Source organism: Halobacillus naozhouensis, from assembly GCF_029714185.1.
In the GTDB taxonomy this organism is placed as follows: domain Bacteria; phylum Bacillota; class Bacilli; order Bacillales; family Halobacillaceae; genus Halobacillus_A; species Halobacillus_A naozhouensis.
Genome location: NZ_CP121671.1, coordinates 1,975,056 through 1,996,583 on the forward strand (window position 1 = coordinate 1,975,056; position 21,528 = coordinate 1,996,583).

Here is a 21,528-nt window from a genome sequence, read left to right on the forward strand (position 1 = left end):
TAGAGAAAGCCGCTGCCATTAAATTGGCAGCGGCTTTTTTTGTGTAGGAACGAGGGCCTGTAATTATTACAATTTATAACAAAATGTATACACAAAAGTTATAGAAAATACTCCTTTCGTAGGCTTTTTTAAAGGAGTTATAAACTGTAATTTATTTTATGAATTAAATGTGTAATAATGTTCATTATAGTAGATTTTTCGACAGGTGGTAACAATTACCGCAGAACTCAAACATATGTAGTGATAAATAAGGACTATTTATGGTGATGGTGAAAAGGGCTCGGGTTTAATATGTACTAATGATTCTATCGAAAATAGAATACACCTGTGACAATAGTAATTGATAGGAGGTCATAAGGCATGAAACTGTTTAGTGAGACTTTTACCCTGCTTGAAAACTCTTTAAACTACACAACTGCAAAAAATAGATCGATTTCTAATAATATTGCAAATGTGGACACACCTGGTTATAAAGTAAAGGATGTCGTCTTTAAACAGGTGTTAGATGGTGAAATGAACAATTTAGAGGCAAAACGGACAAATTCCCGTCACTTCCCATTTACTAATGAGGCGAACAGCCCATATACTACGGTTACGAAGCAGGGTACTACATATAATCACAACGGAAACAATGTCGATATTGATAAGGAAATGAATGAACTTGCGAAAAATCAAATTCTCTATCAGGCCCTTGTTGACCGGATGGGTGGAAAGTTTAGAAGTCTTGAAAATGTGCTTAAAGGAGGAAACTAAACCATGAGTATTTTCCATGCAATAAACACAAGTGCGAGTGCTTTAACAGCTCAGCGGCTAAGAATGGATATTGCCTCTTCGAATATTGCCAATGCGAATTCGACAAGGGCGACCATCAACGAAAATGGCGAATGGGAACCTTACAGAAGGAAAATGGTTGTATTTGAACCAAAAGATAATTCGTTCCAGTCCTTTCTAAATACGGCAGCTAATCGTCCAAGCACACCCGGTCAGGGTGTCGAAGTATCAGCGATCGTTGAGGATGAGGAACCATTTAAACAAATGTATAATCCGGCACATCCGGATGCAAATGATAACGGCTATGTGCTGCTTCCGAATGTGAATCCTCTACAGGAAATGGTTGATCTTATGAGCGCAACACGTTCACACGAAGCTAACGTGACAGCAATCAATGCCACAAAAGGCATGTTAATGAAAGCACTGGAAATTGGTAAATAACTAGGAGGAATACATATGGTAAGTGGATTACCCGTTACAAGTGATGCATTCATTAAACCGATACAGTCCCAATCCCTAAAACCAGTCTCTGCTGGTGAAGCGCATGGGGCCTTCGCTAGCAGCCTGAAACAAGCTATTAATGCAGTGAATGATGCTCAAATTGCTTCAGACGCTAAAACGAAGGCGCTGGCACGTGGGGAGGTAGACGATCTGCACGACGTCATGATCGCTTCACAAAAGGCCAGTATTACAATGCAGACAACTATAGAAATTCGCAATAAAGTAATTGATGCTTATAAAGAAATGATGCGAATGCAGGTCTGATTGTTTTCTAATTATTCGTTATCATACATATTCTCTTAACTTGTTCGTTTTATGGGGGCAATTATGAAAGAAAAATTAATATTTTTTAAGAATCGAATAACTGCCTATTGGAAGGAGAGATCTTCGAAGCAGAAAGGGTTGTTTATTGGATCAGCAGCAGGAATTGTTCTGTTGCTGAGCATAGCCAGCTTTTTAGCGACGCAGACCAATATGGTACCACTCTATCGGGATTTATCACTTCAGGAAGTAGGCCAAGTAAAAGCGGAACTTGATACACGCGGCGTTCCTTATGAATTGACTCAAGGAGGGACGACGATCTCCGTCCCCGCAGAGCAGGCTGAATCATTGCTGGTGGATCTGGCAGCTGCAGGTTTGCCTGACAGCGGTAATATTGACTACAGTTTTTTTAGCGGGAATGTTTCGTGGGGAATGACAGATAATGAATTTGATGTCATCAAACTTGATGCGATGCAAACGGAGCTAGCCAACTTGATGACAGAGATCACGGGAATTGAAAATGCCAAAGTCATGATTAATATACCAGAGGAGCAAGTGTTTTTGTCTGAAACAACTCAGGATGCCTCGGCATCGGTTGTACTCAATGTTCAGCCAGGCTATGAACTTCAGCCGAACCAAGTTGAAGCCCTGTATAATTTGGCATCAAAATCAGTTCCCAATCTTTCTAAAGAAAATATCGTCATAATGGATCAGAATTTTAATTATTTTGACTTAAATAAAACTCAAATGGCCAGTGGTGCTGATACTTATACATATCAACAATCGATAAAAGAGGATATTGAGCGGGATATCCAGCAGCGCGTGCAAAAAATGCTCGGCATGATGATCGGGCAAGACAAAGTTGTAGCGACGGTAACCGCCGATATTGATTTTACAAAAGAAAATCGAGTGGAAGAGTTAGTAGAGCCGGTTGATCCTGAAAGTATGGAAGGCCTGCCAGTGAGTGTGGAACGTATCGAAGAGACCTACACAGGGGGCGCTCCTGCAGGCGGTGTAGCTGGAGCTGGTGAAGGGGAGGTCCCTAATTATCCAGCCGAGGGCGAAGAAGATAGCGGCGACTACGAAATGACGAAAGAAACGATTAACAATGAGTTTAATCGGATTAAAAAGGAAATCGTAGAAAGTCCATACAAAGTTCGTGATTTAGGTATCCAGGTCGCTATCGATAATACGAAGGGTGTCAACGGAGACGGTGAAGTACAACAGCTTAGTCAGCAGGAGCAGCAAACTGTAGAAGAGAGTGTTCAGTCGATTTTGAGTTCGATGATTACTACGTCTATAAACGGAAGTTATGGTGAAGTCAATCCGGAGGAAAAAGTATCGATAGTCTTCCAGGAGTTTAGTGGTGAACCAGAATTCCCTGCAGAAACTACAGGTATTCCTCTCTGGATGTATCTCGTGGGTGTGGGTCTCATCCTAGTGATTCTTGTGCTTATCTGGATGCTGTTCCGCCGTAAGCGTAAAGTAGTGGTAGAAGAAGAAGAGGTACTTGAAGAACCAGCTGTACGACAGCCGGTCACGATACCAGACATAGAAGAAAAAGAAACGGAGTCGTCGGTCAGACGCAAACAGCTTGAACGGATGGCTAAAGATAAACCTGAGGAGTTTGCTAAGCTGCTACGTTCATGGATTGCTGAAGATTAAGGAGGTCCTACTATGGCCCAACAAGCATCAAGATTAACGGGAAAGCAAAAAGCAGCCGTGCTGTTAATCTCTCTCGGTCCAGATGTTGCTGCACAAATCTATAAACATTTAACAGAAGAAGAAATGGAAAAACTAACGTTGGAGATTTCTTCCGTTCAGAAAGTAGATTCTGCTCAAAAGGAAGAGGTCCTGGATCAATTCCACCAGATCGCCCTTGCACAGGATTATATTTCACAGGGCGGGATTGGCTACGCCAAAACGGTTCTTGAGAAGGCGCTTGGTGAACAAGAGGCATCAAATATTATCAGTCGGTTAACTTCTTCATTGCAAGTTAAACCGTTTGATTTTGCTAGACGAGCGGATCCTAATCAAATTTTGAATTTTATCCAAAATGAACATCCGCAGACCATCGCGCTTATCTTATCTTACCTGGATGCAGCCCAGTCAGGGCAAATACTTTCTGAGCTGCCTCAGGAATTACAAGCTGATGTGGCGCGAAGAATAGCAACGATGGATTCGACTTCGCCGGAAATCATTAACCAAATCGAAAGTATTCTTGAGAAAAAGCTTTCCACGACCGTGACACAGGACTATACGGAGACTGGCGGGGTCCAGGCGGTAGTAGAAGTGTTAAATGGTGTAGATCGAAGTACTGAACGTACAATCCTGGATGCGCTGGAAATTCAAGATCCTGAACTCGCAGAAGAAATCAAGAAGCGAATGTTTGTCTTTGAGGATATCGTCACATTGGACAACCGTGCTATTCAGCGTGTCATACGTGAAGTGGACAACGATGATCTGCGCCTGTCATTGAAAGTATCCAGCGATGAGGTAAAAGAACTCGTGTTTACAAACATGTCTGAACGAATGGCTGAATCTTTCAAAGAAGAAATGGAAATTATGGGCCCTGTACGGCTACGTGATGTAGAAGAGGCGCAAACTCGTGTAGTCGGAACCATCAGGCGTCTTGAAGAAGTTGGAGAGATCGTGGTGGCACGCGGTGGGGGAGATGACATTATTGTCTGATCAATATTCATTGCAAAAGCGTGTCATTGGGTTAAAACCTGTGACGATCCAAAAACGAAAGCATGAAAGAGAAGCAGCCGAACAACAGAGTAATGAGAAAGCAAATCAGCTTTTGGAAGAGGCAGAACAAGAGCTGGTTCAGGCCAGGCAGGAGGCTCAAAGAAATCTCGAAGCAGTTGAACTGGAGATTTCAGCACAGCGTAATGCCTGGCAGAAGGAAAAAGAATCTTTGGTTCACGAAGCGTACCAGGAAGGTTTTGATAAGGGGATTCGCGACGGACAAGCACAAGGTTACCAGGAGTATTCAGAACAGCTTGCCCAGATTAATCATATTCTGTCTCTAGCGCAAAAGGACTATGCGAGCACGGTGTCGGCTAGTGAGGAAATGATTCTTGAGTTAGCTGTCACCAGTGCAGAGAAAATTATCAATGCCCAACTTGTCGAGAAGCCAGAATACTTTTTGTCTGTCGTCAAGAAGGTGATTGAAGAAGTTCGGGAGCATCCGGAAATTGTCGTCTATGTGCATCCGGATGATTATGAGCTCATACAGTCCCAAAAAGGTGAATTAGAGTCGATAACTAGCTTTAAGGCCACCTTGACGATTTACATAAATGATTCACAAGAACGCTTCGGCTGTATGATTGAGTCCCCGTTTGGCCGTGTGGAAGCTGGGATTGACCATCAGCTCACACAGCTTCGGGAAAAGCTTCATCAGCTTGTGCAAGAGGAGAAAAATGATGAATAAACAGGTTTACCTGGATGCTATTAAACGGATGGACACATATAAACGATATGGAAAAGTTCACAGGGTCATCGGGTTGATGATTGAATCGAAAGGCCCCGAAGCTTCAATTGGCGATCTTTGTTATATCCATACTTCTTCCTATGAGTCTAAAAAAATAGCAGCTGAAGTAGTAGGGTTCCACCATGAAAAAGTATTACTGATGCCATTTCGGGAAATTCGTGAAATCGGTCCAGGAAGTTTAGTAGAAGCGACAGGAGACCCTCTTCAAATTAAGGCGGGGCTTGGACTAATCGGAAACGTTCTGGATGCGATGGGGCATCCGTTAGATCAGTCGATGTTACCTAAAGGGTTGAAAACCTATCCCACCGAACAACCCCCGCCAAATCCGATGTTGCGACCGACGATCACTGAACCGATTCAAGTTGGTGTAAGGGCGATCGATTCTCTCCTCGCTGTAGGAAAAGGTCAGAGGGTTGGTATTTTTGCTGGCAGTGGTGTAGGGAAAAGTACGCTGCTCGGAATGATATCGAGGAATAGTGCTGCTGATATTAATGTCATCGCCTTGATTGGCGAACGCGGCCGGGAAGTTCGTGAGTTTATCGAGAATGATCTCGGAAAAGAAGGCTTAAAGCGTTCGGTCGTCATTGTGGCTACGTCTGATCAGCCAGCCCTAATGCGAGTGAAAGGGGCCTACACGGCAACGGCAATTAGTGAATACTTCCGGGACCAAGGGTATAACGTCAACTTAATGATGGATTCCGTTACACGTTTTGCTATGGCGCAAAGGGAAATCGGTTTAGCCACTGGTGAGCCGCCGACAACGAAAGGGTACACACCTTCTGTTTTCGCCATACTACCAAAGCTTCTGGAGCGGACAGGGACAAGCAGCCTGGGAACAATTACCGCTTTTTACACAGTGCTTGTTGATGGGGATGACCTCAACGAACCAATATCGGATACGGTACGAGGGATTCTGGATGGTCATTTTGTGCTGGACAGGAAGCTAGCAGAACAGGGTCAGTTTCCGGCAATTAATATACTAAAGTCCATTAGCCGGGTAATGAACCAAATTGCGTCTCCTGCCCATAAACAGGCGGCCGAGCGAATGCGGGCATTGCTGGCCACGTACGAGGAAAATAACGAGTTAATACAAATAGGTGCTTATAAAAAAGGAAGCAGCCGTGAAGTCGATGAAGCCATCCATTACCATCCCTCTCTTATCCGTTTCTTAAAGCAAGGGGTTCACGAGCAGTCGAGTTTTGAGCATTCCGTTGAGTCACTAGAGAAGCTGTTTACATAGGGGTGTTGATGGATGACAAGCGTTCAAGCCTTTCATAAGATTAAGGAATTACGCGAGCAAGATAAAAAGAAAAAGCAGAAAATGTATCAAGAGCAAGTAGATGCATTTGAATCTGTTGCCACCAGGCTTTATGAAAAATTGAAGAAAAGAGAGTCTGTTGAGCAAAGCTTTCATGAAAGTATTACTCTTTCTAAGGTTAAGGCTCATTCCTTCATACACCATCGACGTTATATTGACCAGCTTGACAGTGAAATTATGCAGCTTCAACCGCAAGTACAGCACGCAAGATTGCAAATGGAGAACGCTCAGAACAATCTTTCCTCAGCCCACATGGAAGTGAAAAAGTTTGAGAAGCTTATCGATAACAAGTTGGCACGTCATAGACAGTGGCTGAAAGAAGAAGAAAAGAAGCAAATGGATGAATTATCAACAACGCAATATTTAAATGAGAAAAACAGGTGATTACATGGCAAAAAAAATGAAGCATGATCAGGAGAAAAGCGGTAAACTCCAATGGTTTTTCTTCGTTATCGTTGTCCCTGCATTATTCGCATTAACCCTTACTGTCGTTGTGTTAACTATTATGGGTACGAATGTATTTGAAAAAGCAGAAAGCTATGCCAATCAAATCCCAGGCCTGTCCGCTATCGTCTCCACATCAGACGAAAGCCAGAATGGAAGGCAAACGCATCAGCTTGAAGCAGCAATCGCTGATCAAAACGAGAAAATCGACCAACTTCAGCAGCAGGTAGAAGACAAGCAGCTAACGATTGATGAATTAAATCAGCAAATTGAACAACTGGAGACAGATCTTGAGGCAGCGTTAGCGACCTCAGCTGAGCAAAAGACAGAAGAACCCCCCGCTGCTTCGAATCCAATGAAGGAAATGGCAGTTTCCTTTGAAGAAATGGATGAGGAGGAAGCGGCTCCTATTATTGAAAATATGGATCAGGACTTAGCTGTGCAGATTCTGGCAGAGGTTGCTAGCAGCCAGCGAGGAGCAATTTTAGGAGCGATGACACCGGAAGCCGCTGCTGAGATCGCGGGTTTAATAGCTGGACCAGCGGCCAGCTAACGAACGACCGTATTTGCAAGGAGGTGAAATGATTTGAATAGTATGGCGCTGCTTTCTTCCCTATCTAAACCATTAGCTCAGCAAACAGGGGTACCCGTTAACCATCCCAGTAAGAACAATGATTTGTTGCAAAACTTTCAATTAGTGCTTACAGGTGCTGTCAACCAGCAATCTGCAAGTAACGTGCCCAAACTGCAACAGCTTATTACGGAGCTAAAACAGCTGTTACAGCAAATTGGAATGCCTTCAAGTTCAGTAGCATCCGGCACAGGCCCTATACGTGTGGAACAAGTTATAGCAGCCATAGAAAAAATAAGTGACGGCCAGATGAAAGAAATTTTGCCTGAAGAAATCAAGGAATTGCTGCATGCTACGAGGGATGACTTACGTCAACTCTCGAATCATGAACAAAACAATCTTATCGAAAAGTTGAAAGAATTACTTGAGCGCGACGATTCCGCTGACCATCCAGCTGTCACGATGATTCATGCTCAAGCCATTCCCATGTTAGAAGCTGTCGAGCAAACGGGGCAGAAAGACAATGTTTCGCTTCATGCAGCCCAGTCCAAGCAGCTCACAGACCTATGGAATCGTTTTGAACAGATCAGGAATAAGCTAAACAGTCAAATACCGTTAAGCCAATCTGTTAAACCAGAACAGCTTGATCCATCTCTGATGATCAAATTGAAGCAAGTGCTTCAACAATTAGCTGCATTAGAAGCAGGCTCAAGTCAAAAGGATGTTTTTCATCGGACACTGAACCGTCTGAGCGACCAAAGTACTGGGCAGCAGCAATTGCTTACAAATTTGCTGAACAATTTTACTCGTAAGCAGTCAATTCCAGCACCTTATCAACAACAGACTTCCGTAACCAGTAAAGATGTGGCCAGATGGCTGACTCCGTTACTTCATAAGCAGCAAACGGCTGAGTCGGTACAAGGACAAGGTTTTACACAAATGATGTCCAAAGTGGAACAGTATGTGATTCACGTGAATCCAAACCAATCAAGTCAAGGAATGCAGAAGCAGCTTTTGAATCAGTTTGAACAATTGATGCAGTCAAATCGCGTATTTTTAAATAATGCAGGCAATATGGAAATGAATATACGACTAAAACCGCAGCAACTAGGAGATATGACAGTACGGCTTCTTCAACTTAATGGTGAAATGACAGTTAAGATTTTGGTCAGTACTGTGGCAGCTAAAGAGATGCTCGACGGTAACATTCAGCAGCTCAGACATATGTTCTCCCCTCAGCAAGTGGTTATTGAAAAGCATGATCCGTCAGCCGCAGGCCCACTACCGGGCGATGAGGAACAGCAATCAAGCGAGTCTAATGAACGGGATAGTTCTGATCAGTCACAAGATCAGCAGCAGAATGAGCGTTCAGAGGAAGAAGTATCGTTTCATGAATTGTTAATGAATGAAAAGGTATAGGTGGTATTATGACAAAAATTGACTCATCTTTTTACCTGAGCAATCAACAACAAACAGCAGGATCTGGGAGTAATACTCTTGGAAAAGATGCCTTTTTAAAAATATTAATGGCTCAAATTAAAAATCAAAGTCCTATGGATCCAATGAAAGACAAAGAATTTATCGCTCAGATGACACAGTTTTCAAGTTTGGAGCAAATGACGAACTTATCGCAGTCCATGCAAGAGTTTATGAGTTCTCAAAGTATGACACCTGTTGTGAAATACAGTGGTTTGATAGGAAGGGAAGTCAGCTACCCTGTACGTAATGAGGAGACTGGCTTCGCCACGGAGTATCAAACAGGCACTGTAAAGGCAGTGAGCCAAAAAGCCGGTGATACAAAACTAGTACTTGAAAATGGCCAGTCCGTGCATGTACATGACATTATGAAAGTTAGTAAGAAAACGACAGAAGAATAGAAGGTAGGAACGGTTATGGAACCTCGAATTCATCAGATGCATCAGCCGCTGCCTTTACCGAAGACCAAAAAGGTGCAGCACGAGCCAACACAGTCATTTCGAGATGTATTTCAGGACACTAAAGATCTTCAAGTTAGTAAACATGCTCAACAACGATTACAGGAGCGTAATATCTCAATAGATGATAGCAAATGGCAGATGATTTCTCGTAAAATGACCGAAGCTAGATCTAAAGGAATTACAGATTCTTTGGTCGTGATGAAAGAGGCAGCTCTAGTAGTCAGTACGAAAAATCATACCGTTGTCACAGCAATGGGACGTGAAGAGTCACGCTCACATATTTTCACCAATATTAATGGAACCATCATAATGGATGAATAAGGCTGGACCCACTAGAACAGGGAAGCCGAACTAAGCTTACGGACTGACAGAAGTAAGCACACAATTAAATGGAAGGAATGGTAGCGATATGCTTCGTTCAATGTATGCAGGAATTTCTGGTATGAAAGGTTTTCAGGCAAAGCTAGATACAATCGGGAACAATATTGCCAATGTGAATACGTACGGATTTAAGAAAGGACGGGTCACTTTCCAGGACATGATGAGTCAGACTGTTACAAGTGCTCAAGGTCCGATTCAGGGTGCAAATGGAGACAATGTTCGCGGCGGTGTGAACCCTTCTCAAGTTGGGCTTGGCTCGCAAATTGGCTCAATTGATACGATTCATACTCAGGGGAACCGCCAAACGACTAACCGGCCACTGGATTTAGCGATTGAAGGAGACGGTATGTTTGTTCTGGCTGAAGGAACACCAGCAGCAGGAATCGATACAACTGCTAAAAACGTTGCTCTCCAGGATGTAAACTTAAGTTTTACGAGAGCGGGAAACTTCTATTTAGATGATGACGGTGCCATCGTGAATGCGGAAGGGAAATATGTAATCGGGGAAACGGATACGGGGACTGCTGGAGTGATTACAATTCCTGAAGATGCCCAAAGCTTCAGTATTCAGTCAGATGGAACCGTAAACTATGTAAACAATCAAGGGGAACTTGCTGTAGCGGGACAAATCAGACTTGCTCAGTTTTCTAACCCGAGCGGTCTCCAGAAAATCGGCGGCAATAGCTTCCAGCTAACAGAGAATGCCGGAGTGTTTACCACAGGTGCTGAAGGTCAGCTGGACAACCTAAATGATCTACTCGTAGCTGGTCAAGGCGGAACCGGTCAAATGGTCTCAGGGGCACTGGAAATGTCAAACGTAGATTTAGCCGAATCATTTACGGAAATGATTGTAGCTCAGCGAGGATTTCAAGCCAACACACGAATTATTACAACTTCAGATGAAATCTTACAAGAATTAGTAAACTTAAAACGTTAGTAAAGGGGGGAGGAGAGTTTCCTCTGCACTAGGAGAAACTCTCACTCATTCAGATGATTTCATTAACGAGGTTGAATGGAGAAGGATTTTGGTTTAACGCGATATACATAGAGAGGATCCAATCAAATCCGGATACAACGATCACAACGACACATGGTAAACGTTTTGTTGTAAAAGAGCAAGAAGAAATCGTTATAAAAAAAATGAAACACTTTTACCGGGAGATTGGGCTGTTACGCGCAGTGAATAAGGCAGGTGACAGCATTGAAGAGTAATTTGTTTAAAACCGTCATGGTTATTTTGAGTACTCTCACGGTCGCAGGTGTGGCTGCTCTCATTGTCGTTTTTAATTTAGATCGCAGTGAAGCAAGTGGAGAACGGTCTATAGAGGAGATAAGAGAAGCATCGCTGCTGACCGAGGATATAACTACTGATACTGTAGAGGGTCATTTTGTCAGGATCAGCTTTCGGATTGTTACAGATGGTGAAAAAGCATTGGAAGAATTGAAGAAACGAGATTTCCAAATGAAGAACATTTTAATAAAAGAACTGGCGACGATGGAAGCCGAATCATTTCAGGGAGGGCTCAGTGGCCTCGAAGAAAAAGTGAAATTACGGCTCAATGAGTTGATGCAGAATGGAATCATTACGGATGTCTATACCGTGGAGAAAGTGCTTCAATAATTTGACAGGCAGTTTTCTATTTAAAATAACAAGGTAGATTGGGGGTGGTGTTTTTGGCAGATGAGGTACTTTCACAAAATGAGATCGACTCACTTCTCTCAGCATTATCGACAGGGGAAATGGATGCTGAAGAGCTCAAATCTGAGGAAAAAGAAAAAAAGGTTCGTGTCTATGACTTTAAGCGGGCATTGCGTTTCTCTAAAGATCAAGTCAGAAGTCTTTCCCGCATTCATGAGAACTTCGCAAGGTTATTGACGACCTATTTTTCAGCACAGTTAAGAACATATGTCGATATTAGTGTGGCATCAGTAGATCAACTTCCATATGAAGAGTTTATCCGTTCGATCCCAAGAATGACGATTTTAAATATTTTCAGCGTCCCTCCGCTTGACGGTCGGATTCTGCTTGAAACCAATCCGAACATAGCATATGCGATGCTGGATCGAGTCCTCGGCGGAAAAGGGACGAGCAGCAATAAAGTGGACAATTTAACTGAAATCGAAACGATGATTATGTCACAGTTATTTGAGCATTCCCTGGAGAACTACCAGGAAGCCTGGGGGTCAGTTGTTGAAATTGAACCCGTGTTAGAAGAACTAGAAGTGAATCCACAATTTTTGCAAATGGTTTCTCCAAATGAAACTGTTGTGGTCGTGTCCTTTAATACGTCTATTGGGGAAGCAAGCGGGATGATCAATATTTGTATTCCGCACGTTGTGCTTGAGCCGATCATTCCGAAGCTGTCTGTTCACTACTGGATGCAGAACCAGCAGGAAAAGGAAAATGATCCTGAAGAATTCGCAGCTCTGGCAAAAACGATTCAAAGTGCTCAAGTTGATGTACGAGCGATTTTGGGAGAAGCGGATATGTCTATTGAGGAATTTTTGAAGCTTAGTAAAAATGATGTGATTCGACTAGATCAACTCGTCGAGGAGCCAATGAAACTTAAAGTGGACGAGGAAGAGAAATTCTTTATCCAGCCAGGCAAAAGAAAGAATAAATTAGCCGTGCAAGTGTTAGATGAATACCGGAGGGGGGCCAATCAGTATGAATGACGATATGCTGTCACAAGATGAAATCGATGCACTCTTGAATGGGACTGTCGATGAGGAGGGGGACGAAAGGAAAAGCCAGAAAGCACAGGAATCTACAAAAGTAGAGGATTTTCTTTCCAGTCTTGAGCAGGATGCTCTTGGAGAAATAGGAAACATTTCGTTTGGAAGTTCTGCCACAGCTCTATCTTCTCTGCTCAACCAAAAGGTGGATATTACGACTCCTTCGCTTTCTATAGTGAAGAGGTCGTCGTTGTCAGAGGAATTTCCTAAGCCACACGTCGCTATAAATGTTACCTATACAGATGGATTCTCGGGAGAAAATTTATTAGTGATTAGGGAGCCAGATGCAGCAGTCATCGCCGACCTGATGCTGGGCGGAGATGGGACGAACCCGTCTGAGGATTTAAATGAGATCCATTTGAGTGCCGTTCAGGAAGCTATGAACCAGATGATGGGCTCAGCAGCGACAAGCATGTCCACCGTTTTTAATAAAAAAGTGGATATTTCACCACCGGTCATCAATGTATTAAACCTTGAAGAAAACCAAGGTACAGATCAAATTCCAGCTGATGAAGCACTCATGAAGGTGTCCTTTAATCTTAAAGTTGGCAACTTAATTGATTCGGCTATAATGCAACTGCTTCCGGTCTCGTTTGCTCGTGAATTAGTGGATCAGCTGTTAGATCCTCCAGTGGAAAACGGTGATGCAAGTGAACAGAAGACAGCTAGTGAGCGGGCGGACGAGCAACTGTCCCGCCAAACTGCCACAACTTCACAAACTCAACACCCATCTGCTGAGAAAGACCCGGAACCGCAACTAGTCGGGGGCGCAAGTGGTCAGCAGCTTCATAATTCAACGATTCAAACAGCGGAATTTTCTGATATGGAGCCTGTGCAGTTAAGTAATAATGAGCAGCGTAACCTCGACATGTTAATGGATATTCCTTTGAAAGTAACGGTTGAATTAGGAAGAACTAAACGTACGATAAAAGAAATTCTTGAACTTTCCGCAGGCTCGGTCGTTGAACTCGATCGATTAGCGGGAGAACCCGTTGATATTCATGTGAATGACAAACTGATGGCTAAAGGCGAGGTTGTAGTTATTGATGAAAGCTTTGGAGTAAGGGTAACAGATATCCTGAGTCCAAAAGACCGCTTAAAAAAATTAAAATAAAGACAGGGGAGAATGAGAAATGGCGGAACGTATTTTAATTGTAGATGATGCAGCATTTATGAGAATGATGGTTAAAGATATTTTGACGAAAAATGGGTTTGAAATTGCCGGCGAGGCTGAAGATGGCCAAAAAGCTATAGAACTCTACAAGGAACATCAGCCTGATTTAGTGACAATGGACATTACGATGCCAGAGATGGACGGGATTACGGCATTAAAAGAAATTAAACAGCACAACCCCAACGCCAAAGTGATTATGTGTTCAGCAATGGGTCAGCAAGCGATGGTAGTTGACGCGATTCAAGCAGGAGCAAAGGACTTTATAGTAAAGCCGTTTCAAGCTGACCGAGTGATTGAAGCGATACAAAAAGCACTTAACTAAAGAGTAGGGATTTAAATGATTACAGGAATAAGAAGGACTTGTGCAATTGTTATAGTGATGTTTCTCTCCCTATCTTTAGGGTACCAAGTACATGCTCTGGGGCCTTCTGTAAGCGAGTGTGCCAAGAATCCAGAATTAGAGGGCTGCACGCCAGCAGACCCAGATAGCGAAAATGATCAAAACACTGATGGTGCTGCCGTTACTGATTCTGGTTCTGACACCTCTATTGTGTGGAACATTATTAAACTAGTATTTGCATTATTACTCGTTTTAGCCTTAATTTACGGGCTGTTGAAATTTTTTAATAAGCGAAGTAAAAGTTTTACTAAAAATCGCACAATGGAAAATTTAGGCGGACTGACACTCGCTCCCAATAAATCGCTGCAGGCGGTACGAATTGGGGAGCAGATCTTTATAGTTGGTGTAGGAGACAGTGTAGAGGTCATAACCGAAATTACCGAGCAGTCTACGAGAGAAAGCTTTCTGCATCAAGAGAATCATGACCTGGTGAATAAAGGGATTAGTCATTTACTCAAGCAAAACAAAGGCCGGACAGACGACGCAGCTCAATCAGCCGTTTCGCCATTTAAGCAGCTGTTTGAACAACAGCTTAATGAAATGAAGAACAAACGAAAAAATGTGACGGACAAGCGTAAGGGAGTGGATCCTGATGAATGAATTTATTAATATCTTCTCAGGTTCAGATCCGGAGAACATCGCTACATCGGTGAAGCTTCTTTTACTTCTAACGGTGCTATCACTTGCGCCGGGGATTTTAATATTAATGACAAGCTTCACGAGAATTCTAATCGTCCTGTCATTTGTTAGAACATCGCTTGCTACTCAATCGATGCCTCCGAATCAGGTACTTGTAGGAATCGCATTATTTTTAACATTTTTTATTATGGCTCCTACTTTTCAGGAGGTAAATGAACAAGCTCTCACTCCGTTATTTAACGAAGAAATTTCATTAAATGAAGCGTATGAAGAGGCGAGCATACCGATGAAAGAATTTATGGCGAAGCACACGAGACAGAAGGATTTGGCTCTATTTATGGATTATTCAGGGATGGAGCGTCCGGAGTCCATACAGGAGATCCCATTAACTACACTAGTTCCCGCTTTTGCGATCAGCGAGCTGAAGACAGCCTTTCAAATGGGATTTATGATATTTATTCCGTTCTTAGTGATTGATATGGCCGTAGCCAGTGTGCTGATGTCGATGGGGATGATGATGCTGCCTCCTGTGATGATTTCGTTACCGTTTAAAATTCTATTATTTGTTCTTGTTGATGGGTGGTATTTAATTTCGAAGTCATTACTGGAAGGATTTTAAGAAAAGGAGGTAGCAAGCATGAATAGTGAAATGGTGATTGCTTTTGCCAAAGAAGGAATTTACACAGTATTGCTCGTGTCAGGCCCGTTATTAATATTGGCCCTTGCGATCGGGCTCTTTGTCAGTATCTTTCAAGCGACAACGCAAATTCAAGAACAAACACTCGCTTTTATTCCTAAAATCGTAGCTGTTCTCATCGGTTTAATTTTTTTCGGACCATGGATGCTGACAAATATGGTGCGGTTTACAGCCAGTATATTTGAAAACTTGAACATGCTGGTTGGGTAAATATGCTTGAGGTTTTAAGTTTTCTTAATCTGCCTGCTTTTCTATTAATCTTTGTCAGGGTTACTTCTTTTTTCGTTACCTTGCCGATTTTTTCTTATCGAAATGTACCAACCCAGCATAAAGTAGGCTTTAGCTTCTTTCTGGCGCTGCTCATGTATTTCACTATTGATATTCCTCCGATCGAGGTCAATGAAACTTATTTTCTGCTTTTGTTTAAGGAAGCGGCTGTAGGACTCGCAATTGGACTGTTAGCTTATATTATTTTGACGGCGATTCAAATTGCCGGGGGCTTCATAGATTTTCAAATGGGATTTGCCATTGCTAATGTCATTGATCCGCGAACAGGGGCCCAAAGTCCGTTAATCGGCCAATATCTATATATGATTACCCTGCTGTTTATCCTGGCCGTGAACGGTCACCATCTGATGCTGGACGGAGTGTTTTACAGTTATCATTTAATTCCTATCGATCATTTCCTTCCGCTAGAGGATGAAGGCTGGATTATGTATATTATCGATGCTTTTAATCAGATGTTTGTCATTGCATTTCTTATGGCGGTACCCGTTGTCGGTTGTTTGTTTCTAGTTGATGTAGCGCTTGGGATTGTGGCCCGGACAGTGCCGCAGCTGAATGTGTTTGTAGTCGGTCTGCCTTTGAAAATTTTTATTGCTTTAGCCGTATTAATCATTGCGATGACTTTCTATATTATGCTGATCCGTACATTGTTTGAAACGATGCTAGAAACAATGCGCGGACTCATGCAAATTTTCGGAGGTGCATGAAGGTGAGTTACCTCAAGCTTGACTTACAATACTTTGCTGCTGATGAAAAAACGGAAGAGGCCACTCCTAAAAAGCGTGAAGATACACGGAAGAAAGGGCAGGTTCCGAAGAGTCAGGATGTGAACACAGGATTCTTGTTAATCCTGGTATTCGGAGCCTTGCACTTGTTCGGGGGCCAAATGAAAGAGGCCATGACGAGCATGTTAAGTAAATCATTCAATGAATATATTCATTGGACAGTGTCAGAGGAACATGTATTTACACTGTTTCTAGAAATGACCATTGAAATCACTAAAGTACTAGCGCCGGTTATGGGGATCGCCATGGTCGCAGGGATCTTTTCAAATTTCATTCAGGTGGGTGTGATGTTCACAGGGGAGCCATTGAAGTTTGATTTAAAGAAATTGGACCCTATTCAGGGAGCTAAGAAAATCTTTTCAGCCAGAGCTCTTGTAGAGTTAGTAAAATCCTTGCTGAAAATCTCAATGATTAGTGTTATAACCTTCGCCATTATCTGGATTAATAAAGGTCCATTAATGATGACTTCGCAAAAGTCTGTGGAGGCTGCGCTCGCCTTTTTCGGAAGAATAACTATCCTAATGGGACTTGCTTCAGGGCTAGCTCTTCTATGCTTGTCCGTCCTTGATTACGTCTACCAGCGCTATGACCACGAGAAAAACATTCGTATGTCAAAAAAGGACGTGAAGGATGAGCATAAAAATATGGAAGGTGATCCTTTAATTAAGTCAAAGATTAAAGAAAAGCAAAGACAGATGTCAGCCTCCCGAATGATGAGTGAAGTACCAGGAGCGGATGTAGTTATTACTAACCCGACCCACTATGCGATTGCCATCAAATACGATGAGGCTAAATCAGATGCGCCCATTGTTGTTGCTAAGGGAGTCGATTTCGTTGCTCAGAAAATAAAAGAAGTAGCTAAGGCAAATGAGATTGTCATGGTAGAAAATCGATCATTAGCAAGGGCACTGTATCAGCAGTCTGACATTGAACAGCCGATTGATGAACAGTTTTATAAAGCTGTAGCGGAAGTTCTTGCCTATGTCTATCGATTAGAAAAAAAAGCGTGACGCGGTGTCCATGCAGCAATCTCTATCAAGTTTTCAACATGTATTATGCTAAGGAGTGACCCTGAATGTCAGCAAGAGACCTATCCGTCTTATTAGGCGTTATATTAATTATCATTATGCTCGTCATACCATTGCCTGGGTGGCTTCTAAGTTTTTTAATATTAATTAATATTGCATTGGCTTTGATCGTTATCTTAGTCTCCATGAATATGGATCAAGCCTTAAAGTTTGCTGTTTTCCCAACGTTGCTATTGCTGTTAACCCTTTTCCGCCTGGCGTTGAATGTATCGACGACACGTTCGATTTTGTCAGAGGCGGATGCCGGAGCAGTTGTCGCTACATTCGGAACTTTTGTAACCGGAGGAAATCCGCTAGTAGGTTTCGTTGTTTTTATTATTTTAGTGATTATCCAATTTCTGGTTATTACAAAGGGGGCAGAACGTGTCTCAGAAGTAGCAGCTCGTTTTACATTGGATGCCATGCCAGGGAAACAGATGAGTATCGATGCTGACTTGAATGCAGGGCTGATTAATGAACAGCAGGCGAAAGATCGAAGAGAGACAATAGAGAACGAATCAGACTTCTATGGAGCCATGGATGGCGCAAGTAAATTCGTTAAAGGAGATGCTATTGCTGGTATTATTATTGTCCTGATTAATATTGTTTTCGGGTTTATTATCGGGATGGTTCAAATGGGAATGCCGTTTGGAGAAGCGATTGATGTTTATATGCGTTTAACGGTAGGAGATGGCCTTGTCAGTCAAATTCCGGCCTTGCTTATCTCAACAGCGACAGGGATTGTAGTGACACGAGTCGCCTCAGAAGGAAACTTGGGAACTGATGTGACGAATCAGCTGTTGCGATACCCGAAACTGCTTTATATTGCTGGCGGAACGATCTTGCTTCTAGGGTTAACCCCCATTCCTTTCTTTTTAACTGCGGTAATCGGGTCGGTTTTAATCTTTGGAGGTTACTGGCTGTCTCGTGTCAGCGAGGAAACTGAAGGGGTGGAAGATGAGCAGCTGGATGAAGCAGAAAGTGATCAAATGAAATCACCTGAGAATGTAGTGAGCTTGATTAGTATGGACCCTGTAGAATTTGAGTTTGGTTATGCCCTGATTCCTATTGCCGATACGAATCAAGGTGGTGACCTGCTGGATCGAATTGTCATGATTCGCAGGCAGCTTGCGATAGAACTAGGTATTGTGATTCCTGTCGTTAGAATCCGGGATAACATCCAGCTGGGCCCGAATGAATACCGATTAAAGATAAAAGGAAACCAGGTGGCTCAGGGAGAATTGCTGCTCGATCACTTTTTAGCAATGAGCCCCGGTGGTGGTGATGAGTCGATCGAAGGAATTGACACAATGGAACCTGCTTTTGGGTTGCCGGCAAAATGGATAACGGAGGAACTAAAAGATGAAGCTGAATTGTCTGGATATACAGTAGTAGATCCGCCTTCAGTGGTATCTACACATATTACAGAAGTAATTAAGCAAAATGCTCATGCATTGCTGGGACGCCAGGAGGCACAACAGCTTATTTCCCACTTAAAAGAGTCGTATCCGATTCTGGTGGAAGAAGTGACCCCGGATCCGTTATCAATCGGTGATGTACAAAAGGTATTAGCTAAGCTTCTACGAGAAAATGTCTCTGTTAAAAATTTGCCCGTTATTTTTGAAACGCTGGCTGATTTTGGCAAAATGACGAATGACAGTGAATTGCTCGCCGAATACGCAAGACAAGCTTTAGCAGCTCAAATTACGACTCAGTACCGTAAGGGGGATAACACCATTCGTGTGATTACGGTGTCGGGAAGTGTTGAGAAGCTTATTGCAGATCATATCCAGCAAACGGAACACGGCAGCTTTCTGTCGCTGGATCCTGAATCACAGTCGACGATCGTTCAGTCCGTGGGGGCACAGGTCGAACAAGTTTCGCTTCAAGAAGAAACGGCGATCTTGCTTTGTTCACCAGCGGTCAGAATGTATATTAAACAATTGCTCGATCGATTTCTGCCACAGGTTGTTGTTTTATCTTATAACGAACTCGATCCTAATGTGGAAGTCCAGAGTGTGGGAGTGGTGAATGTCGCATGAAGGTAAAGAAATTTCAGGCTGGAACGATGCCGGAAGTGATGGAGAAGGTCAAACAAGGTTTAGGGACAGACGCCGTTATTCTAAATTCCAAACCCATCCAGACAGGGGGGGTTCTCGGGTTTTTTAAAAAGACTGAAGTTGAAGTGATCGCTGCGATTGATCCTGTTTCGAGGCCTGTGGCAAAGAAGGTACCAAAAGGTGAAGTCATGGCCTCTTCGTTAAAAGAGGAATCGAATGATGAAGTGTTGAAAGAATTGAAGTCATTAAAGGTAATGCTTCAAGAGCAAACCAATCAGTCTGTTTACTCAGAAACCATTGACAAGATTTATCAGCTGCTAATTGAGCAGGAAATTGAACCTGGGCTTGCCAGGACAGTTACTGACCAGCTTCTCGATGTATCAGAGGAGGAAGAAAAACTCGACGGACAATGGGAGGCCCTGACGAATGAAATTCTGAAGCAGAAAATATCTCATCTGTCATTTGGGCCGCCGTCATTTAAGAAGAAGTTTATTCATTTGGTTGGACCGACGGGGGTAGGCAAGACAACGACCGTGGCCAAGATGGCTGCCGATGCCGTTTTAGATCGGAAATTAAGTGTTGCTTTTATTACAACTGATACCTACAGAATTGCAGCGATTGATCAGTTGAAAACATATGCCAAGATTTTAGATGTTCCGCTCGAGGTAGCCTATAATTTAGATGATTATATGCAGGCGAGAGAAAAGTTGAATGACTATGATTTAGTTTTTATCGATACCGCTGGACGTAACTTTCGAGATGAACAATATGTGAGGGAACTGAACCAATTGATCCACTTCTCAGAGGATAGTGAAACATATTTAGTTTTATCTCTTACGTCAAAATATCGAGATATGACAGAAATTTATGAACAGTTCACCGAGATTCCGATTGAGAAGCTCATCTTTACGAAGAAGGATGAAGCTTCACGCGTGGGGAGTGCCGTAAGCATGGCACTGAATCATGACATTGGAATTGCTTATGTTACACATGGTCAAAACGTACCTGATGATATTAAGCCGGCGAGCCGCGAAGCACTTATTCATTCAGTCATGGAGGGCACGATCCATGGCTGATCAGGCGGAACAGCTTCGTTCCCGCCTTCTTCATAAAATGAAGCCATCCAGAGCTTCCATTATTGCCATCGCCAGTGGCAAGGGGGGAGTAGGAAAAACCAATTTTACAATAAATTTCGCTTTAAAACTAATAGAAGAAGGAAAAAAAGTCTTAATCTTTGATCTGGATATTGGCATGGGAAATGTAGACATTTTGCTTGGAGTGACACCTAGGTACTCGGTTGTAGATCTGCTTCAGTACCAGGCTTCCTTGGACAATATAGTCGAGTTTGGACCGAAAAACCTTGCTTATATTGCTGGGGGTTCAGGGTTATCAACTCTCTATCAAATGAGTGAAAGTGGTTTTCATTACTTTCAGCAGGCCTTTGAACAGCTTGCCGACGAGTATGACATGATTTTGTTTGACATGGGGGTTGGAGCGACAGAGGATAGTTTAAACTTTATAAGTTCAGCTGATGAGGCAGTGATTGTTACGACACCTGAGCCGACGTCGATTACAGATGCTTATGCGATGATCAAACATCTGAAGAAACGAAACCATGCTTTACCTGTTCATTTATTGGTCAATCGAACATTAAGTGAACGGTCAGGCTTGGAGACATTCCTAAGGCTTGAAGCGACTGTCAAGAAATTTATAGGGATGGAACTGTTACATTTAGGTTCGATTCCTGACGACCGTTCTGTAGTAAAGGCTGTCATTAATCAGCTTCCTTTCGTTCTGGAAGAGCCAAGATGTCAGGCAAGCAGAGCGGTTGGAAAGATTACGGAACAGTATTTGGCAGCTAAAGGTTTATTAAACGAAAGGAAGACAGAGAACTTCCTGTCAAAACTCAAGCGACTTGTTGTGAAATAGTCCAGCCACCTGGGTACCTTTCACTTTCCTTACATAGTCCTTGTCTTTCAAGCCCTCTCATCATCAGCTCGCGCGA

At 42.9% G+C, this 21,528-nt stretch carries 26 protein-coding genes; all 26 read left to right on the forward strand.

All coding sequences use genetic code 11. The features are described from left to right. The first annotated feature begins 360 nt into the window (after positions 1–360). The 26 genes from flgB (at position 361) to P9989_RS10505 (ending at position 21,452) form a co-directional block, all read left to right on the forward strand. The gene (flgB, locus tag P9989_RS10380) at positions 361–753 is read left to right on the forward strand and encodes a flagellar basal body rod protein FlgB (protein ID WP_283078677.1); all 393 of its coding nucleotides are present in this window, start codon (positions 361–363) and stop codon (positions 751–753) included. Positions 754–756: 3 nt separating this feature from the next. Next, positions 757–1,212 (forward strand): flagellar basal body rod protein FlgC, encoded by a 456-nt coding sequence (gene flgC, locus P9989_RS10385; protein ID WP_283078678.1) that lies wholly within the window; start codon positions 757–759, stop codon positions 1,210–1,212. A gap of 15 nt (positions 1,213–1,227) precedes the next feature. After that, entirely contained in the window at positions 1,228–1,536 is a 309-nt protein-coding gene (gene fliE / locus P9989_RS10390; protein WP_283078679.1) for a flagellar hook-basal body complex protein FliE, read from the forward strand. 63 nt (positions 1,537–1,599) lie between these two features. Next, complete coding sequence (gene fliF / locus P9989_RS10395; RefSeq protein WP_283078680.1) at positions 1,600–3,198, forward strand: flagellar basal-body MS-ring/collar protein FliF; 1,599 nt, start codon at positions 1,600–1,602, stop codon at positions 3,196–3,198. A 12-nt stretch (positions 3,199–3,210) separates the two neighbouring features. Further along, a complete protein-coding gene (gene fliG / locus P9989_RS10400) occupies positions 3,211–4,224 on the forward strand; it encodes a flagellar motor switch protein FliG (RefSeq protein WP_283078681.1) in 1,014 nt (337 codons plus the stop codon). Further along, complete coding sequence (fliH, locus tag P9989_RS10405) at positions 4,217–4,969, forward strand: flagellar assembly protein FliH (RefSeq protein ID WP_283078682.1); 753 nt, start codon at positions 4,217–4,219, stop codon at positions 4,967–4,969. Before fliG ends, fliH begins: the two co-directional genes overlap by 8 nt. Beyond that, on the forward strand, positions 4,962–6,269 hold the full coding sequence (gene fliI / locus P9989_RS10410; protein ID WP_283078887.1) for a flagellar protein export ATPase FliI: 1,308 nt from the start codon (positions 4,962–4,964) through the stop codon (positions 6,267–6,269). The genes fliH and fliI overlap by 8 nt, the downstream gene beginning before the upstream one ends. Positions 6,270–6,281: 12 nt before the next feature. Then, positions 6,282–6,731 (forward strand): flagellar export protein FliJ, encoded by a 450-nt coding sequence (gene fliJ / locus P9989_RS10415; RefSeq protein ID WP_283078683.1) that lies wholly within the window; start codon positions 6,282–6,284, stop codon positions 6,729–6,731. Next, the gene (locus P9989_RS10420; protein ID WP_283078684.1) at positions 6,715–7,344 is read left to right on the forward strand and encodes a MotE family protein; all 630 of its coding nucleotides are present in this window, start codon (positions 6,715–6,717) and stop codon (positions 7,342–7,344) included. Before fliJ ends, P9989_RS10420 begins: the two co-directional genes overlap by 17 nt. Before the next feature lie 42 nt (positions 7,345–7,386). Then, positions 7,387–8,781 (forward strand): flagellar hook-length control protein FliK, encoded by a 1,395-nt coding sequence (locus tag P9989_RS10425; RefSeq protein WP_283078888.1) that lies wholly within the window; start codon positions 7,387–7,389, stop codon positions 8,779–8,781. Between the two features lie 8 nt (positions 8,782–8,789). Beyond that, positions 8,790–9,239 carry a flagellar hook assembly protein FlgD gene (gene flgD / locus P9989_RS10430; protein WP_283078685.1) on the forward strand — a complete coding sequence of 150 codons (450 nt, stop codon included), beginning with the start codon at positions 8,790–8,792 and terminating at the stop codon, positions 9,237–9,239. A gap of 15 nt (positions 9,240–9,254) precedes the next feature. After that, entirely contained in the window at positions 9,255–9,620 is a 366-nt protein-coding gene (locus P9989_RS10435; protein WP_283078686.1) for a TIGR02530 family flagellar biosynthesis protein, read from the forward strand. 88 nt (positions 9,621–9,708) lie between these two features. After that, a complete protein-coding gene (gene flgG / locus P9989_RS10440; RefSeq protein ID WP_283078687.1) occupies positions 9,709–10,617 on the forward strand; it encodes a flagellar basal body rod protein FlgG in 909 nt (302 codons plus the stop codon). Between the two features lie 53 nt (positions 10,618–10,670). Next, positions 10,671–10,892 carry a flagellar FlbD family protein gene (locus tag P9989_RS10445; RefSeq protein WP_283078688.1) on the forward strand — a complete coding sequence of 74 codons (222 nt, stop codon included), beginning with the start codon at positions 10,671–10,673 and terminating at the stop codon, positions 10,890–10,892. Further along, positions 10,873–11,301, forward strand: coding sequence for a flagellar basal body-associated FliL family protein (locus P9989_RS10450; RefSeq protein ID WP_283078689.1), 429 nt, complete (start codon positions 10,873–10,875; stop codon positions 11,299–11,301). Before P9989_RS10445 ends, P9989_RS10450 begins: the two co-directional genes overlap by 20 nt. A gap of 53 nt (positions 11,302–11,354) precedes the next feature. Continuing rightward, a complete protein-coding gene (gene fliM, locus P9989_RS10455; protein WP_283078690.1) occupies positions 11,355–12,356 on the forward strand; it encodes a flagellar motor switch protein FliM in 1,002 nt (333 codons plus the stop codon). Beyond that, positions 12,349–13,530 (forward strand): flagellar motor switch phosphatase FliY, encoded by a 1,182-nt coding sequence (gene fliY / locus P9989_RS10460; protein ID WP_283078691.1) that lies wholly within the window; start codon positions 12,349–12,351, stop codon positions 13,528–13,530. Before fliM ends, fliY begins: the two co-directional genes overlap by 8 nt. Positions 13,531–13,549: 19 nt before the next feature. Further along, positions 13,550–13,912 (forward strand): response regulator, encoded by a 363-nt coding sequence (locus tag P9989_RS10465; protein WP_283078692.1) that lies wholly within the window; start codon positions 13,550–13,552, stop codon positions 13,910–13,912. 15 nt (positions 13,913–13,927) lie between these two features. Next, positions 13,928–14,590: a flagellar biosynthetic protein FliO gene (locus tag P9989_RS10470; RefSeq protein WP_283078693.1), complete on the forward strand. Its 663-nt coding sequence runs from the start codon at positions 13,928–13,930 to the stop codon at positions 14,588–14,590. Continuing rightward, entirely contained in the window at positions 14,583–15,248 is a 666-nt protein-coding gene (fliP, locus tag P9989_RS10475; RefSeq protein WP_283078694.1) for a flagellar type III secretion system pore protein FliP, read from the forward strand. Before P9989_RS10470 ends, fliP begins: the two co-directional genes overlap by 8 nt. Positions 15,249–15,266: 18 nt before the next feature. Then, positions 15,267–15,536, forward strand: coding sequence for a flagellar biosynthesis protein FliQ (fliQ, locus tag P9989_RS10480; RefSeq protein ID WP_283078695.1), 270 nt, complete (start codon positions 15,267–15,269; stop codon positions 15,534–15,536). 2 nt (positions 15,537–15,538) lie between these two features. Then, positions 15,539–16,318: a flagellar biosynthetic protein FliR gene (gene fliR, locus P9989_RS10485; protein ID WP_283078696.1), complete on the forward strand. Its 780-nt coding sequence runs from the start codon at positions 15,539–15,541 to the stop codon at positions 16,316–16,318. Continuing rightward, the gene (flhB, locus tag P9989_RS10490; protein ID WP_283078697.1) at positions 16,315–17,406 is read left to right on the forward strand and encodes a flagellar biosynthesis protein FlhB; all 1,092 of its coding nucleotides are present in this window, start codon (positions 16,315–16,317) and stop codon (positions 17,404–17,406) included. Before fliR ends, flhB begins: the two co-directional genes overlap by 4 nt. Positions 17,407–17,471: 65 nt before the next feature. Next, the gene (flhA, locus tag P9989_RS10495; RefSeq protein ID WP_283078698.1) at positions 17,472–19,505 is read left to right on the forward strand and encodes a flagellar biosynthesis protein FlhA; all 2,034 of its coding nucleotides are present in this window, start codon (positions 17,472–17,474) and stop codon (positions 19,503–19,505) included. Next, positions 19,502–20,599 (forward strand): flagellar biosynthesis GTPase FlhF, encoded by a 1,098-nt coding sequence (flhF, locus tag P9989_RS10500; protein ID WP_283078699.1) that lies wholly within the window; start codon positions 19,502–19,504, stop codon positions 20,597–20,599. Before flhA ends, flhF begins: the two co-directional genes overlap by 4 nt. Next, a complete protein-coding gene (locus P9989_RS10505; RefSeq protein ID WP_283078700.1) occupies positions 20,592–21,452 on the forward strand; it encodes a MinD/ParA family protein in 861 nt (286 codons plus the stop codon). Before flhF ends, P9989_RS10505 begins: the two co-directional genes overlap by 8 nt. Positions 21,453–21,528 lie beyond the last annotated feature (76 nt).

Coding starts and splice junctions, on each gene's coding strand:
- fliI (WP_283078887.1), top strand. CDS start 4,962: ATGAATAAACAGGTTTACCTGGATGCTATTAAACGGATGGACACATAT.
- fliE (WP_283078679.1), top strand. CDS start 1,228: ATGGTAAGTGGATTACCCGTTACAAGTGATGCATTCATTAAACCGATA.
- fliR (WP_283078696.1), top strand. CDS start 15,539: ATGCTTGAGGTTTTAAGTTTTCTTAATCTGCCTGCTTTTCTATTAATC.
- flgB (WP_283078677.1), top strand. CDS start 361: ATGAAACTGTTTAGTGAGACTTTTACCCTGCTTGAAAACTCTTTAAAC.
- fliG (WP_283078681.1), top strand. CDS start 3,211: ATGGCCCAACAAGCATCAAGATTAACGGGAAAGCAAAAAGCAGCCGTG.
- fliP (WP_283078694.1), top strand. CDS start 14,583: ATGAATGAATTTATTAATATCTTCTCAGGTTCAGATCCGGAGAACATC.
- P9989_RS10425 (WP_283078888.1), top strand. CDS start 7,387: ATGGCGCTGCTTTCTTCCCTATCTAAACCATTAGCTCAGCAAACAGGG.
- P9989_RS10445 (WP_283078688.1), top strand. CDS start 10,671: ATGATTTCATTAACGAGGTTGAATGGAGAAGGATTTTGGTTTAACGCG.
- flgD (WP_283078685.1), top strand. CDS start 8,790: ATGACAAAAATTGACTCATCTTTTTACCTGAGCAATCAACAACAAACA.
- flgC (WP_283078678.1), top strand. CDS start 757: ATGAGTATTTTCCATGCAATAAACACAAGTGCGAGTGCTTTAACAGCT.
- flhA (WP_283078698.1), top strand. CDS start 17,472: ATGTCAGCAAGAGACCTATCCGTCTTATTAGGCGTTATATTAATTATC.
- P9989_RS10465 (WP_283078692.1), top strand. CDS start 13,550: ATGGCGGAACGTATTTTAATTGTAGATGATGCAGCATTTATGAGAATG.
- flhB (WP_283078697.1), top strand. CDS start 16,315: ATGAAGGTGAGTTACCTCAAGCTTGACTTACAATACTTTGCTGCTGAT.
- P9989_RS10505 (WP_283078700.1), top strand. CDS start 20,592: ATGGCTGATCAGGCGGAACAGCTTCGTTCCCGCCTTCTTCATAAAATG.
- fliF (WP_283078680.1), top strand. CDS start 1,600: ATGAAAGAAAAATTAATATTTTTTAAGAATCGAATAACTGCCTATTGG.
- fliY (WP_283078691.1), top strand. CDS start 12,349: ATGAATGACGATATGCTGTCACAAGATGAAATCGATGCACTCTTGAAT.
- flhF (WP_283078699.1), top strand. CDS start 19,502: ATGAAGGTAAAGAAATTTCAGGCTGGAACGATGCCGGAAGTGATGGAG.
- P9989_RS10435 (WP_283078686.1), top strand. CDS start 9,255: ATGGAACCTCGAATTCATCAGATGCATCAGCCGCTGCCTTTACCGAAG.
- P9989_RS10470 (WP_283078693.1), top strand. CDS start 13,928: ATGATTACAGGAATAAGAAGGACTTGTGCAATTGTTATAGTGATGTTT.
- flgG (WP_283078687.1), top strand. CDS start 9,709: ATGCTTCGTTCAATGTATGCAGGAATTTCTGGTATGAAAGGTTTTCAG.
- fliQ (WP_283078695.1), top strand. CDS start 15,267: ATGAATAGTGAAATGGTGATTGCTTTTGCCAAAGAAGGAATTTACACA.
- P9989_RS10420 (WP_283078684.1), top strand. CDS start 6,715: ATGAGAAAAACAGGTGATTACATGGCAAAAAAAATGAAGCATGATCAG.
- fliJ (WP_283078683.1), top strand. CDS start 6,282: ATGACAAGCGTTCAAGCCTTTCATAAGATTAAGGAATTACGCGAGCAA.